Below are 14,295 nucleotides of genomic sequence, written 5' to 3'. Positions count from 1 at the left end.
CGCGGTCATGGCGCTGGCGACCCTGGCCTTTCTCTGGACCAGCCTGCGGTCCTGACACGAGACGGTAAAAGTCCAACCGCAGTGCAAGCCTAGTCAGCACGATGGCTTTGGGCCCCTGCTCAATATGTGATCTTCCTCGTCAGTAGCGATGTTTCCGCACGTGGACTTCTTGCGGTTGCGGCACTCACGGAGACCAGTTTAATTTCGACAACCGTGGAGGTGAGAGCCGCAGAAAGCGTCACCACGGCAGAAGCGCGTCAGCGCTGTCCTGCCGCTCGCCGCGCACGGCCTACACGCAAGTTTTTTTTTCGCACACACGAATGGCGAATTCGCCTTCGACGCGGGCCAAGGCTCTTGCCGACCGTTGATGCATGACAGATCAACTCCTCTCCCCCGCCGAAACGGAGCCCTCGTCCAACAGCTCGCGCATAGAGGAAATGCGCGCGTTCATCTCGTCCAAGGGTTTTCCGTGCGTGGGCGCGAAATCCGCGCTCAACAAGAAGCGCATACGGTTCATTCAGCTGCAGACGATAGGAGACCCATCTCAGACACCAGCGCTTTTCGACGCCCTTGTCGCCTACTCAACGGCCTTTCCTGACCCAGGCCTCGTGCCGGTGAGCTTCGTTGCCCTCTTCGACGGATTTTCCGCCACCGAGATCGAGTTCGAAAAAGCCCTGTGGATCCAACTTCAATCGCTGCATGACCTCGATCGAGCACGCGGCTATAGGTGGAACGGTGAAGTTAGCCACGATCCAGAGCGCTGCGATTTCTCATTTAGCGTGGGAGGCCGCGCCTTCTTCGTCGTGGGTATGCACCCGCAGGCTTCGCGTCAGGCGCGCCAATCGCCCGTGCCTTGCTTGGTCTTCAACTTCCACGATCAGTTTGAAGCAATGAAATCGTCCGGAAAGTACCAGTCGATGCAGGAGGCCATCCGGCGGCGCGACATTGCCCTGCAGGGATCGATAAATCCTGTGCTCGCCCGCTTTGGTGAAGCCTCTGAAGCGCGCCAGTACTCGGGCAGGGCCGTGGAATCGAATTGGAAGTGCCCATTTCATCATCACTCTTGAAAGGACTTGAATGACCGAGGAGAAATCGCTGACCCACACAGCTGGCTGCTGCCGTATCCCGCCGCAATCGGGCGTCGCCTTCCCCTTGCGAGGCGGCCAGATCCTGCGCATCAACGATCCATTCGGCGAACAGGTTGCCGACCTGTACGCGTTCGCACAGGACGACCACAGTTGCAGCCTGTCCTCCGGACGGTCCATCGACTATGCTTCAAAGATCTACCTGACCAAGGGCGATCTACTCTACGCAAACAACAGCCGTCCAATGTTTCGGATTGTCGATGACACGGTCGGTCGACACGACTTCCTGTTAACGCCGTGCAGCCAGGAAATGTTCGAAATTCTGTATCAGCACCAGGGGCATCATCCCAGCTGCTTTGAGAATCTGTACCGAGCTTTTGAACCCTACGGAATTCGTCCAGACCAGATTGGAACGACGTTCAATGTTTTCATGAATGTCGGCGTCACCGCGACCGGTGAGGTTCAGGTCAAGCCACCCATATCTCGCGCCGGCGACTTTATTGAACTACGCGCTGAGATGGACCTCATCTGCGGATTGACAGCGTGTTCGGCCGAGAATTCGAACAATGGCTCTTTCAAGCCCATCGACTACGAGATACGCTAAAAGGTTCGCGGGGTACAGCAGTCAAGCGAGGCATCGAGGCGCGCAGAGGATCGTCCAGGTTTGGAGATGTCTCCATCATCCCCGCTGCAAGCAGCGCCATTTCTTTGACGCTGCGGCAGCGCCCTCTCAAGCTGCGCAGCACGGTTGCGTCGTTCTGGATGGTGCTCACCACCTTGCGCAGGGTTGCGAGTCGTTCTTCATCTCTCGGCGCCGACGCGTGGCGCGCCAAAGTCGACAGCAGGTTCCCGAGGTGGTCTCTCAGAAGCAACTGGTTCCTTGTCATCGGATCGACGTAGATTGCTTGCAGGCCGAACTTCGCGGCTTGATACTTGTTGTACTCGTACACGAGGTAATCTTCGTCCCGGGGGATAAACGGTTGTGACTCCAGCAGCCACGTTCCAAGAAGTTGCGCGAAGCTGGCGAGTGCGGCGGCTCGCTCGATAGACAACGGGCTATCAAGGACGCGAATCTCGACAGTTCCATACTCAGGCTTCGGTCGGATGTCCCAATGCAAGTCCTTGATTGACTTGATGACCCCGCACGCAAGCCATTTGGACAGGTACTCGGTGAGTTCGTGCCAGGAGTTCGTAAATGGCGCACGGGGTCCTGTAGGAAATGGGTTCGGGCAGTACGTCCGTGTGGAGTCGAATCCGGTGTCCCTCCCTTCCATGAAGGGACTGGACGCCGAGAGCGCAATAAAGTGCGGCACGTATCTGGCGAGCTGATGCATCAATAGCGGGACGCGCTCAACGTCAGCGCATCCAAGATGAATATGCTGCCCGAATACAGTTGTCTGCTTAAGTACCTCCCCATACAGCGAAGTCAGGGCGCGATAGCGGGGGCTGTCGAAGATCTGCTGTTCCGACCAGTGCTTGGAAGGGTGCAGCCCGCCGCCGGATATGCGGGCGCCGTGTTCGGCGGCTGCGCGCGAGACCCTGCTCCGCAGAGTTTCGAGGTCGATAGCTACCTCACAGGCATTCGCACAGACGCCTGTGGAGATTTCGATCATGCCAGCGCTCACCTCGGGAACGATTGCCCCTCGTGCCAAAGGCCTGGGAAGACGTGCAGCCTCAAGGATCTGCGGGCTCCGCTGAGCGAGATCGCCCGTCTCTGCATCTATGAGCTGCAGTTCGAGTTCGACACCGAGGCTCATATCCGCGGACGGTGCAAAGTCGAATGAATGTTGAGCAGAGTTTGACATGGTGGCCTCGGTTTTGCTGATGAACCTCGCAGACGACGCCTGTCGTGATTGGTGGAAGGTCCTGTCTCGGCGTCCCAGATCACACAAGCCTTAAAGTGAACTCCACGTAGGACAAAGTCGAATTGCTCATGTGCGGGGACGCATGTGGAGCACCGTAGGCAGGCGCGAGATCCAACAGCGCAGTGATTGACGTTGTGGGTCCGCCTCATTCACGCTCCCCCCGATCGTAAGGATCTGTCTTCCTGAAACAGGCATCGGTCGCGACTTGGTCTATTGATAAATGGATACGGGATTACAAGACCGCCCGATGTCGGCCGACGCCTCTTACGCTTTCGATCCCTAATCTACTGCGCCTCACTACACGACGAGAGGATCATGACCACACCAGACTTCTTCGCTCAGTTTTTCCGCGATGGCTGGGAGGTGCGTTGCGCAGTGACTCGCGCCGCTCCCGGTGGCAACCTATCCGGCCGCGCAGAGATTGTTCAAGGCGATCTGGTCAGATCCACAATCAATTCGTCTGGGGTCTATAAGACGCGGCTCGAGCTCGCTGAAGCTCTGAAGAAAGATGCCTTCAGGTGGATCACCGGCCAGGAGCGCGACCGAAGGGCTTGAACAGCTTCGCGCGCACAGCTCCGTTGCACCCCGAACTTATCCCACAATGCCATCGCACTGCAGGTCATTCGCTGTGACACCTGAATTTGCAACAGAAATCTCTTCGGTTCCCGAGGGGACGGTTTTCCTGCGGTGTACTGGCTGCTCGGCGTACGACCGAGAGGTCCATAAGAAGCCACTGTGCTCTCCCATCGCGCCAAAAATCTTCGCATGATCAACACAGACAGAAGCACCTCGGCCTCCGATACCGAATTCCTCGAATTCGCGCAACGGGTTTTTCAGTTGGCGCGCACCGGCGATGCTGAAATGTTGGAGCGCTTGTTGATAAAGGGGCTGCCGCCCAACATGAGCAATCACAACGGCGATACGCTCCTGATGCTCGCCGCGTATCACGGCCACGCGGAAGCTGCGAAGGCATTGCTGGAGGCCGGTGCCGAACCTGATCGATTCAATGACAAGGGCCAGACGCCACTGGCTGGAGCAATATTCAAGGGGTTTCAACCCATCGTTGAGTTGCTACTGGCACACGGAGCTCAGCCCGGCTTTGCGCCGACCGGCGCAAAGACGCCGGTCATGTTCGCAGCAATGTTCAACCGACTCGATATTTTGAAAGTGCTTCTGGAGCATGGCGCGGACATCGATGCTCGGAGCACAGAAGGTTTGTCGGCACTTGACCTCGCTCGAACTATGCGGGCACCCGACTCTGTGGCCTTCTTGGAAGCGCTGAGGCCGGCCTGACGTTGATCCGTCAAGCGACGGACCGATTGGTGATTCCGAGCAACTTGGGAAGAGACTTGGCGGTCATTCGGCCTCAGTGGTTAGCTGGACACTCCGAGTTCCGCACGTGGCACCCAACGCGAATGCAGGAGAAGCGAGCTGTTCTGAGGCACGGGAGGCTTCTATGGATGACGAGCCGAAGAAATCCGGACTCATCAAATAGCTGATCGACTTGAAGAAAATCCGCCGAGTGAGGTGTTGAGCCGAAGTACTTGGCCGCAGCAAATGCCGGATGCCGGACGCGACGAGAACAATGGACTGTTCCGCCGGACAGGTCCGGGTGGATTCCAGCGAGCGGACGCGCCCTGCTTTCGGCGAATCTCGGTGCACGTTTGACGAACCGGATCCTGGGACGTTCGACTGGGTGCCGATACAGGAAGACGGCTAGCGTCGGCTGGGACAAAAACTCCTCAAGCCCGCACATCTACAAACTCTGGTGTCAAGCCTAGCGATCGCCACTTCGCGCTGCTGGCCTTGCGGAAGATGACCGACACGGCCCCAGTATCAGTGTCGAGGAAAAGGACGCGTCGCCTGTGGCGCCTTTTTCCTTGACCTCGTCTGTGATGGTGCCGGGAATTACACAGTGCTCAGGAGGAGGACGCCCACGGGAGGCGTTGTTTCAAAGGGAAGTCAAAATCGCCATCACAATGGAAACAAGCCCGGCGCACCGCAGTTAACGGGTTCCGGTCGTGCCAGTGGTGCCTGTGCCAGGAAGCAGGCCAAAGCCGCCGCCAGAGTTGCCATTGCTCCCGCTAATAGCCGCTGCAAACATGGCGACACCCGCTCCTGCCGCGAGCCATTGCTCTGACGTCAATCCGCCTTGCGCATTGGCGGTTGCGGCGTTGCCTCCAGCCGGACCAGGGGTAGTCGGAGGTGCCGGGTTTTGCGCAAGAGCAGCAGACATCGCGGACGCGCACAAGGCCGTCGTGAAGATGAACTTCATGTACTTCATGGGGACCTCACAGAGAAAGTCAAGTCAATAGACACACTGTCACGGTTGGACAGGCACGGCGCTCATGGGCCTTCGCGCCCGTTGCAGCATTGCCAACGTTGCTGTGGTTGCTTGTCAGAAGACTTCGCCATTTCAGCAAGGGATTTCCCTATGCGACACGACGGCGCAGCGCCGAGAAGCGCTGTTTCCCACATACACTGTGCTAGACGGAGGAAGCATTCCCACCAACCCCAAACCACCCTGCTTCGCCTCGGTGGCTTTTTCACTTCCGAAGCCTCGGTTCTGGTCGCCCCTGTGTGGTACTGCGGCCCGACGCCGGCGCAGACGGTCCCCATGAACATCCAGACCCGTACATCCAAGGTCAGGGCGCTTCGCGGTGACGCAGGCGGCCAGCAGGAAGCAACGGTCGTGCTGCAGGTGCGCAAGAGCACCAGCCCGACGTTCCAGCCAGAGGCTGACGACAAGGGCCTGGACGGCGTCGGGGCCGCGCGGCCCACCGACAATTTGCGGCGAGACCAGGCCTGACCTTCACTTAAGGTGCAGGCCGAGGTGCCCGCCTTGCGCCACTCGCGCATCGGCGGGACATCACACTAGTTGGCAGTACAGTTCTTGCACGTACGGTTGTCTTCCTGTGGGCGGCGTGCTCCTCCTCCGCCCGACGATGGTCCTGCAGTCCCTCCGGACTGTCCCAATCGGGCACCGCAGATCATTTGCCCACTGACCGGGTCATACGATTTGCTGACAGTGCGATCGGCTTTTTCGCTCTCATCGCAGATGTGTTGAGCCGGGCTGGTGGTGGCGGTTGACCTGGCAGAGGCCGCGGACGTCGAAGAGGGAGGTGCCCCACCAAGCCCAAAGTGATTGTGCGCAACACACCGGCGGCCGCCGGATTGCACGGCATTGCAACCGTTCTCAGCAGCCGTGTACTGTTGCTGACGCTCTTGCCTTTCGGCCCTGATCTGCGCAGGCGTCGCGCCGTCCGTAGGGCAGCCGCCAGCGATCATGTCGAGCACCGTCTTCGTCATGAACATCACCGTTTCCTGGCTGGCGGTGATCGAGGCGTTGGACGGGATCCTGGTCGTGATGACCGAGCGCTTCATGGCATCGCATGCCTGAGCGGAGATGCGCATGGCTTCGGGACGGTTTGTCGCGTTGTCCGAGTCCGCCGGCGTCGAACCTCCGACACGTGGCGCCAAGCCGCCAGCGGATTCGCCCGTCATTTGCCTCGCAGCGCTGGCCGCAAGCGGATGATCCGGAAATCGGCTCACCAGGACCCGTTGCACTTCACGCGAGCGAGCTTGATCGCCCTGGGTTTGCAGCTCGCCGGCCTTGGCAAACAACTGCCCGGGATTCATGGTCTGCAGACTGGCGCGGAACTGTTGCTCGGCCTGAGCTGCCTGCTCACGCTTGCGTTGCTGTTCAGCGTCGGCCGCGAGCCGTACCGTCTCGCTGGCCGCGCGCGCCGTAGCTTCGCGCTCCGCCGGTCGATTGACTGTTGTCGCCACACCTGTTGCGTCATACTGCGTGCCGACGGACAAGACCTTGCCTTCGAAGCGACCTTCTTCGACCAAGGAGTTATCTGCCCGAATTTCACGACCTTGAATGCGCGCTCCGTTTGGATCCCTGAGGCCGACGAAATACGTCCCATTTGCCCGAGCAAAGGTTCCGTCCGTATAGCCGCCGGTGCGTGTTCCTTTGAACCAACTGCCGTCTTGCCCGAACTCGATTCCAGTTCGCTGCCCGCTCCCTAGTTCCGAGTAGCTGCCAACGAAGCGGCTTCCTGATTTCGCCAACACTTCTCCTGCGCCGGCAAGCGTGTCATTCATCGTCTGGCCCCGTTGAATCTCCCCATCGGAATAGATGCGCGTTCCAATGCCATTCGCCTGGCCTCCCGAGGTCTGACCGTAGTAGACCCATTGACGGAGGGCGATGCCATAGCCATGGGTTCCCGTGAGGGTATCGCCGTTGCCGACGCCTCTCACGCGTGAGGCTATGGCCTGCGCCTCCTTCTGGACGTCCGAGCGCTCGCCAAGCGATCGCTGCTTTTGCATCTCATCAGCGCCCAGCGCCGCAGTGAACACCGCATCGGGCGTCACTTCCTTGCGATGGCCAAACAGCGTCTTCGTGCCCTCGCCGATTGCCGCCTGCAAGCGCTCCAGATAGCCCTTGGCCTGTGCGCAGGTCTTCTGCGCATTCAGCATGAAGCGGCAGCCGGTGTGGCCCAGGCACAGATCCGTCAAGGGGACGGTGGCCTCGTCCTTCAGCTCACTGCAGTTGGCGATCTCGGGGGTCGCATGACCATGTGCAATGGGCGAGACGACCATCGCGCAAGACAATGCGGCGGCCGCGATCGGCAAATGCACCCCATCCAGCTTTGTCATGAATCTCATGAGAATAGCCCCTCGACTGCATACCTCAGTATTACAGAAAAGGAAGGCGAAGCAATCCCCAGACGAGGACTCGACAGTTCGGACGGTCTTTGCCGAACGCCGCCCTTCGAACGGTTGGCACGAGACTGCTGGCAAGCCGTGCCATGTCAGGGTCTTCCCGCCACGTGCCTTGCATGCGCTTGGGTCAGCGTTGTCGGTGCTCGGAGAGCCGAAGGACGCATCCATCCTGACTGCACCCACACCACAGACCACTATCCTGAGGCGGTCTTGACGCCGTTTTGTCGAAGTTCGACAAGCACGAGTTCATTTCCATAGACGTCCAGGAAATGGGCATAGCTCGCTTCGCCATCACTGGCTTCTTCGCGAACAATGCGCACTCCCAACGCTCGCAGCCGCGTCAAGTCGTCCGAAAGTCGCTGCGTGTAAAAGACGGCTAGCGGCTGACCTCCCATCTGATTTCCAACCCGAGCTTCCTGTTCTGGTCCCTCCGCTCGGATCAGCCAAACACCTACGTCGGGTTGAGATGAAAACCGCAGGTGAATAAAGCGCGAGTGTCGCACCTGGACATCGACGAAAACTTCCATCCCCCGCACATCGGTATAAAAAGTGATCGCCTCGTCATAAGCTTTGACGAGAAGAACGATCCGTCCGATGGTCATCGTCGTCTCCGAGGCAGGCATTTGCTTCATGTCACATTTCATTCGCTGAGCCTATCCCCCGTAACGCGAAAGGACCTGAAGCCAACCTTACGGATGATCCGCACAACCCACGCGCTGGCCGAATCCCTGATTAAGTTGTCGCCTGCGAGTCACCTTCGGCCTTCATCACGATGTTCAAGAAGACGTTCAGCAAGTCTTCAGCCCCGTGCGTAAATGCCAGTCTGATGGCCAAACGATCAGGGGTATGCCGAAGGATGTCCTTCGGCAGGCATCGCGCTGCTCAGGCAGAACCGCGCCTGAAGCTCCGTTTCAAACCTTTCATCGGTAGGGACGCGCGTGGGTCACCCCACCGTCCACCACCAGGGTGGCACCCATCACATAGTCTCCTGCACGCGAGGCTAAGAATATGGCTGCGCCGGCGATGTCGTCCGGCGTGCCGATGCGCCGGGCGGGAATGTGCCCCGACAGTGCCTCCCCATGGTCGCGGGCATTGCGGTTCATCTCGGAAGGAAACGCCCCGGGCGCAATGGCGCTGACTGCGATGTTGTCCTGCGCCAAGCGCATCGCCATGCGCCGCGTCAGGTGAATCAATCCTGCCTTGCTCGCAACGTAGGAGTAGTTCTCCTGCGGGTTGAGCCCGATGCCGTCGGTAGAAGCGATGTGAATGATCTTCCCGACCCGCGCCTTTGCCGCGGCGCGCAGCGGTGCGATGAGTGCCTTCGTCAGGAAGAAAGGCGATTTCAGGTTCAAGTCGACCACTTTGTCCCAGCCGCTCTCCGGAAAAGCATCGAAGTCCTCACCCCACGCTGCACCGGCGTTGTTGACCAGGATGTCCAGCGTCGATTCGTGACGGGCGTAGGCGTCGGCCATGGCCTGACAGCCCCCGACCGTGGAGACGTCGTGCGGCAGCGAAATGCAGTGGCCCGAACTCGAAAGCTCTCGCGCGGCCAGGTCGCAGGCTTCCGCCTTTCGCGCACTGATGTAGACGCGTGCGCCATGCGCAAGAAACCCCTCAGCGATCATGCGGCCTATGCCTCGTGAGCCGCCAGTAATGAGCGCCGTACGGCCCTGCAGCGAGAAAAGATTCTGGACGCTCATGGCAATGTCGCTACCGCACCGGTGCCCATGGACGTGCTTTGCTCGGCGGGCGCCTCAAGGCGCGATCGCCTCACATAGGCGACTCCGTCGAACAGGCGGCGCGCTGTGCGCGTGAAGTGCACTTCACGCACCGACCATTTGTCCTCACCCGCATGCTCGACATTCGCGAAGATTTTGAGCACCCCGCTCGGATGGCCAATGCGAATGCGCGTCGGGCCGGCATGCGTGCCGCGCGCTTCGGCTGGAATTGTTCCCGCGATCTGTGCCGCAACAGAGAGGCAGACCGAGCCGCCGCCAGGGAATGCCTTGTGCATGGCACCACCATTGAGCACCATGCGCGCGACGAAGTCGATCTCTGCTGCCTGCACGACGCGATTTCCTGCAATGGTCCGGTAATCCTGCGCTTCGCTAATCAAGATCTGATATGGCGTGAGGATCCCCGACGACGGAAGATTGCAACGTTCGACGACCCAGCGCCTCACCTCCTCGGCCATCTCGTAGATCTCGGAACCGAGCTGCCCCGGCAGTTCCGTGCCACTGATTCCCAGGTCCGCCGCGCGAATGAACACGCATGCCGTGCCGACATCGACGACCGACACTGGTATTTCGCGGCCGAGCTTCGATACATGTACCCAATCGCGCGCCTGCCCCGTGGGCAGGAGCTTTCCGGTCGTGGAGCCGCTGGTGTCGGAGTAATCCAGTGCCACCTCTGCGCCGGTTCCCGGCACACCATCCACTTCGCTATCGCCCTCCACACGCGGCTCGCCGTCGGCGCATTGCACGGACATCCGAAGGATCTTTCCGGTGTTCGTGTTGTGCACCCGAACAGTGGTGACGGGTTCTTGCACAGGAACCAACTGCTCCTGCAGCGCATAGACACCGGTGGCCGATGAAATGTTGCCGCAGACGATCTCGAAACTGACGGTTGGCTGGTCGAGGCCGATCTGCACGAAGGTGTAGTCGATGTCTGCATCGGGGCGCGACGGCGGCCCGATGATGGCGCACTTGCTCGTCAGGATGTCGGCGCCGCCGAGCCCATCGATCTGACGCACATCCGGGCTACCGAACAAAGCCAGCAGGAATCGACGGCGCGCATCCGCATCGGCGGGGACATCTTGCTGCGAGAGAAAAACAGCCTTGCTCGTGCCACCGCGCATCAAGGTGACCGGTACGTTGATTTGTTCTTTCATCGGCCCAGTATGCAGTTGCATTCGGCCCGCCGTCCTTTCAGTTTGGCTGCCCATTGTTTAGCCGGGCTGATTGCTTCGAATGCTTTAGCGCCGCTAAAGAATGCCGAGCAGAAATCCAATGACCACGACGGTTTGCGTCTCGATACTTCCTGTCGCAGTGGCCAGTTCCACACGAACAGGAGATACCTTTTGAAGATCATCAAGCGAACGGAATCCCCTTTCCGCGACACCCCCGGCGGCATGGTGCTTGTCGCCACACGCGTGGCGAGCCAGCCACCCCAGTTCCCGCCGATCGAATTCGTTCACGACGACCAGAAGGTCGAAGAGATCGAACTCGGCCCCACAGGCTCCCTCTACAGCTTCACGATCGTCCACCCCGGCAAAGAGAAGCAGCCCTATGGCCTGGCCATGGTCGACTTCGCGCCCGGCGTTCGTGCGTTCGGGCGACTGCTGTTCGACAACCAGCCGCCCGCCATCGCCAGCCGCCTGCGGGTGGTGCCCTTCACGTTGCCGGACGGCACCCCCGACTATGCCTTCCAGGAGTAATGCGAGATGAAGCAACCACTGATCACCGGGGTCGGTATCACGGACTTCGGGCGCTTTCCCGAATTGACCGAAGAGGCCATGGCCCAGGCAGCAATTCTCGATGCCCTGGCCGATGCCGGCACGCAGCTTTCGGAGGTGCAGGCGTTCTACTGCGGCAACGCGCTCGGAGCCATGCTGCCCGGCCAGCGCACATTGCGCGAGCTGCACGTCGACGGCGGCGCTGTCTACAACGTGGACAACGCTTGCTCCAGCGGCGCCACTGCGTTGAATCTCGCGCTGCAGGCGCTCAAGGTCGGCCAGTACGACACCGTGGTGGTGTTCGGCATGGACCACCTGAGCAGCCTCGGCGGCGGGCCGCTGCAGCTCAGCCAGAAGGACTGGAACAACCGGCGCGGAATGATCATGCCAGCCCTGTACGCCATGCGCGCCAGGCGATACATGCACGATCACGGCCTTACGCTTGAGACGCTGGCGGACATCTCCGTCAAGAATCGAAAACACGGCGTGCTGAATCCCATCGCCACGTTCGCCAAGCTGGCGAGCCGCGAGGAGATCTTGGCGTCCCGCGCTGTGGCCGAGCCGCTCACTCTGCTCCAGTGCTGCCCCGCGGTGGTCGATGGGGCGGCGGCGCTGGTGCTCAGCACCAAGCCTTCCAAGGGCATCGCAACGCCGGTCCGAGTGCTGGCGTCGGTGGTGCAGTCTGGCTTGTTCGAAACCTCACCGGTCGACATGACTGAGGCCGAGATCACCGCGCGCGCCGCCAGGCTAGCCTATGAACAAGCCGGCATCGGACCGCAGGATCTCAGCCTGCTGGAGGTGCACGACGCGTTCACCATCTCCGAACTGCTCTACTACGAGGCCCTCGGACTTTGCAACCGAGGCGATGCGGCGAGCCTCCTGCAAAGCGGTGCGACCACGCTTGGCGGACGCGTGCCGGTCAACCCCAGCGGCGGACTGATCGCCAAGGGGCATCCGCCCGGGGCGACAGGTGTCGCACAGGTCGTCGAAGTCTGCGAGCAACTGCAAGGCCGTGCCGGCGCAAGGCAGGTCCACGCAGCACGCATCGGCCTCACGCAGGTGACAGGCGGAGGCATCTGGGGCGTGGACCACGCCGCCTGCTCCATCAACATTCTTTCGCTTTGATCGCAAGTACCATGAACCTTACAAGCACAAGCGCGCCTGCATCGCTGCACGGCCTCGTTGCCGTCGTGACCGGTGGCGCCAAGGGCATCGGCCTCGGCATCGCTCGCGAGCTCGCACAGGCCGGATGCCGCATCGCGCTCTGGGACTTTGATGAGAAGGCGCTGGAGGAAGCAGAGCAAGCCCTTTCGGGCGAAGGCTTCAATGTGCGGACCTTCAAGGTCGACGTCAGCTCGGTGGAGCAGGTGGAGGCGGCCGTGGCCCGGCTTCTCGCGTCTCATGGCCGCATCGACATCTTGGTCAACAACGCAGGCATCGGTGGCGACAGGCTCGTCTCCAAGATGGATCTCGCATTCTGGACCCGCGTGATCGAGGTCAACCTTCATTCGCAGTTCATCTGCTCCAAGGCGGTACTGGCGCAAATGGCGGAGAACCGGTTCGGCCGCATCATCAACATCGGCTCGCGCGCATGGCTGGGCAACCGCGGCCAGGCGGCCTACTCCGCCTCCAAGGGAGCGGTGGTGAGCCTGACACGCTCGCTGGCGCTCGAATATGCGCGCAAGGGCATCACCGTGAACGCCATCGCTCCCGGCATCGTGGAGACGCCGCTGTTCGAAACGCTGACCGAGGAAGTCCGACAGGGCCTTCACAAGACCGTACCTATGGAACGCATCGGCCAGCCCGAGGACATCAGCCGCGCCGTCCGGTTCTTCGCGGAACCCGGCTCGAGCTATGTCACGGGCCAGCTTCTGTACGTCTGCGGCGGGCGCAGCCTCGGCAATCCCTCCGTATAGCGCGTCGACATCACGACATGAGCAATCCGACAACACGGAAGGTCGCATGCTTGCCAATGCATTGAGCGGTTTGAAAGTGATCGACTTCACGCAGGTGATGGCTGGTCCGACCTGCACGCTGTGCATGGCCGACCTGGGCGCCGACGTCGTAAAGATCGAAGCGCCTGTCGGCGACCTTTCGCGAGCCCTTTCGCCCTGGGTCCACGGCGAGGGAGTTGCCTTCATGGCGCTCAATCGCAACAAGCGCAGTGTGGTGCTCGATCTCAAACACCCAACGCACTTGCAGGCGGCGCAGGCGCTGGTCGCGCAGGCGGATGTGCTGGTGGAGAGCTTTCGCCCGGGCGTCATGGCGCGCTTGGGGCTGGACTATGCTGCGGTGTCGGCGGACAACCCGCGCCTCATCTACTGCTCGGTCTCAGCGTATGGCCAGCACGGCGCCAGCAAGGATCTTCCCGGGGTCGACGGTGTGCTTCAGGCCGTGAGCGGCCTGATGAGCGTCACCGGCGCACGCGATGGGGAGCCGTGCAAGGTGCCGGTGCCGGTGGTCGACTTGGTCACAGGGTCGCTGGCGGCCATCGCAGTCCTGGCCGCCCTCGCGGACCGGCAACGCACAGGACACGGGCAGCACGTCGAAGCCAGCATGTTCGCCAGCGCCATCGCGCTCCAGCACGTGAGTTTCGCGTCCTACTTCGCGGACGGCGTCGTGCCCGGACCGCAAGGGCATGCAGCGCCATATTCGACTCCGAATGAGGCCCTGCGCTGCGCTGACGGATGGATCATGGTGGCCGCCTATCACCCCGCACGGTGGCAGGCTTTGTGTTCAGCCATCGGGGCACCGGAACTGGCCTGCGATCCAAGGTTCGCCGACAACAAGAGCCGACTTCAGCATCGCGAGACACTGCTGCGCCTGCTCGAAGGGCGCATGCTCGCGCAGCCCCGGGCCTTCTGGCTGGAGAGGTTCGCAGCCGTCGACATCATCTGCGGCCCCATCAACAACTACGCGGAAGTGGCGCAGTCAGCGCCTTTCCTCGAAGCAGCCCTCGCGGAGCAGCTGCAGCACCCGACCGCCGGGCCGATGACGCTGCCTCGCAGCGTCATCAGCGCCGTCGGCGAGCGGCCCCGGGCGAGACGTCCAGCTCCCACCCTAGGCCAGCACACCCGTGAGGTGCTGGCCGAACTCGGCATGCCAGCCGCAACCATCGATGCGGTGATCCCCCTCAGCCCTTCCCAGAATTGAGCACAGC

Annotated in this window: 14 protein-coding genes; 9 read left to right on the top strand and 5 right to left on the bottom strand. The window is 61.1% G+C overall.

Annotated features, from left to right (window positions below; all coding sequences use genetic code 11):
• Positions 1–371: 371 nt before the first annotated feature.
• Both gntA and ACODT0_RS40105 read left to right on the top strand, forming a co-directional pair.
• Positions 372–1,067, top strand: coding sequence for a guanitoxin biosynthesis heme-dependent pre-guanitoxin N-hydroxylase GntA (gntA, locus tag ACODT0_RS40110; RefSeq protein WP_489043848.1), 696 nt, complete (start codon positions 372–374; stop codon positions 1,065–1,067).
• Positions 1,068–1,077: 10 nt separating this feature from the next.
• Positions 1,078–1,689 (top strand): DUF1989 domain-containing protein, encoded by a 612-nt coding sequence (locus tag ACODT0_RS40105; RefSeq protein ID WP_296723081.1) that lies wholly within the window; start codon positions 1,078–1,080, stop codon positions 1,687–1,689.
• On the opposite strand, the gene ACODT0_RS40100 is transcribed toward ACODT0_RS40105, so the two are convergent.
• Positions 1,661–2,890: a YbdK family carboxylate-amine ligase gene (locus ACODT0_RS40100; protein WP_489043847.1), complete on the bottom strand. Its 1,230-nt coding sequence runs from the start codon at positions 2,888–2,890 to the stop codon at positions 1,661–1,663. The genes ACODT0_RS40105 and ACODT0_RS40100 overlap by 29 nt on opposite strands.
• Positions 2,891–3,265: 375 nt before the next feature.
• Between ACODT0_RS40100 and ACODT0_RS40095 the strand changes: the two genes are divergently transcribed.
• The 3 genes from ACODT0_RS40095 (at position 3,266) to ACODT0_RS40085 (ending at position 5,759) form a co-directional block, all read left to right on the top strand.
• Complete coding sequence (locus tag ACODT0_RS40095; protein WP_261214764.1) at positions 3,266–3,505, top strand: hypothetical protein; 240 nt, start codon at positions 3,266–3,268, stop codon at positions 3,503–3,505.
• A gap of 210 nt (positions 3,506–3,715) precedes the next feature.
• The gene (locus tag ACODT0_RS40090; RefSeq protein WP_296723088.1) at positions 3,716–4,243 is read left to right on the top strand and encodes an ankyrin repeat domain-containing protein; all 528 of its coding nucleotides are present in this window, start codon (positions 3,716–3,718) and stop codon (positions 4,241–4,243) included.
• A 1,324-nt stretch (positions 4,244–5,567) separates the two neighbouring features.
• A complete protein-coding gene (locus tag ACODT0_RS40085) occupies positions 5,568–5,759 on the top strand; it encodes a hypothetical protein (protein WP_489043846.1) in 192 nt (63 codons plus the stop codon).
• A gap of 65 nt (positions 5,760–5,824) precedes the next feature.
• On the opposite strand, the gene ACODT0_RS40080 is transcribed toward ACODT0_RS40085, so the two are convergent.
• From ACODT0_RS40080 to ACODT0_RS40065, 4 genes are all read right to left on the bottom strand, one after another.
• A complete protein-coding gene (locus ACODT0_RS40080) occupies positions 5,825–7,615 on the bottom strand; it encodes an MORN repeat-containing protein (RefSeq protein ID WP_489043845.1) in 1,791 nt (596 codons plus the stop codon).
• Positions 7,616–7,875: 260 nt separating this feature from the next.
• Complete coding sequence (locus tag ACODT0_RS40075; protein WP_489043844.1) at positions 7,876–8,283, bottom strand: VOC family protein; 408 nt, start codon at positions 8,281–8,283, stop codon at positions 7,876–7,878.
• Between the two features lie 318 nt (positions 8,284–8,601).
• Entirely contained in the window at positions 8,602–9,381 is a 780-nt protein-coding gene (locus ACODT0_RS40070; RefSeq protein WP_296723095.1) for an SDR family oxidoreductase, read from the bottom strand.
• Positions 9,378–10,571 (bottom strand): 2-methylaconitate cis-trans isomerase PrpF family protein, encoded by a 1,194-nt coding sequence (locus ACODT0_RS40065; RefSeq protein WP_296723097.1) that lies wholly within the window; start codon positions 10,569–10,571, stop codon positions 9,378–9,380. The genes ACODT0_RS40070 and ACODT0_RS40065 overlap by 4 nt, the downstream gene beginning before the upstream one ends.
• 189 nt (positions 10,572–10,760) lie before the next feature.
• Here ACODT0_RS40065 and ACODT0_RS40060 point away from each other — a divergent pair, with 189 nt between their 5' ends.
• The 4 genes from ACODT0_RS40060 to ACODT0_RS40045 are packed head-to-tail and all read left to right on the top strand — an operon-like array spanning position 10,761 to position 14,288.
• Positions 10,761–11,117, top strand: a complete 357-nt coding sequence (locus ACODT0_RS40060) for a Zn-ribbon domain-containing OB-fold protein (protein ID WP_296723099.1) — start codon at positions 10,761–10,763, stop codon at positions 11,115–11,117.
• 6 nt (positions 11,118–11,123) lie between these two features.
• Positions 11,124–12,260 carry a thiolase family protein gene (locus ACODT0_RS40055; RefSeq protein WP_489043843.1) on the top strand — a complete coding sequence of 379 codons (1,137 nt, stop codon included), beginning with the start codon at positions 11,124–11,126 and terminating at the stop codon, positions 12,258–12,260.
• Positions 12,261–12,271: 11 nt separating this feature from the next.
• Complete coding sequence (locus ACODT0_RS40050) at positions 12,272–13,051, top strand: SDR family NAD(P)-dependent oxidoreductase (RefSeq protein WP_296723104.1); 780 nt, start codon at positions 12,272–12,274, stop codon at positions 13,049–13,051.
• Positions 13,052–13,097: 46 nt separating this feature from the next.
• Positions 13,098–14,288: a CaiB/BaiF CoA transferase family protein gene (locus ACODT0_RS40045; RefSeq protein ID WP_296723107.1), complete on the top strand. Its 1,191-nt coding sequence runs from the start codon at positions 13,098–13,100 to the stop codon at positions 14,286–14,288.
• The last annotated feature ends 7 nt before the right edge of the window (positions 14,289–14,295 follow it).

It is taken from the genome of Variovorax sp. FG153, from assembly GCF_057809595.1.
Note: the sequence above shows the minus strand (reverse complement) of the source record. Positions and strands in the feature narration are given on the sequence as shown.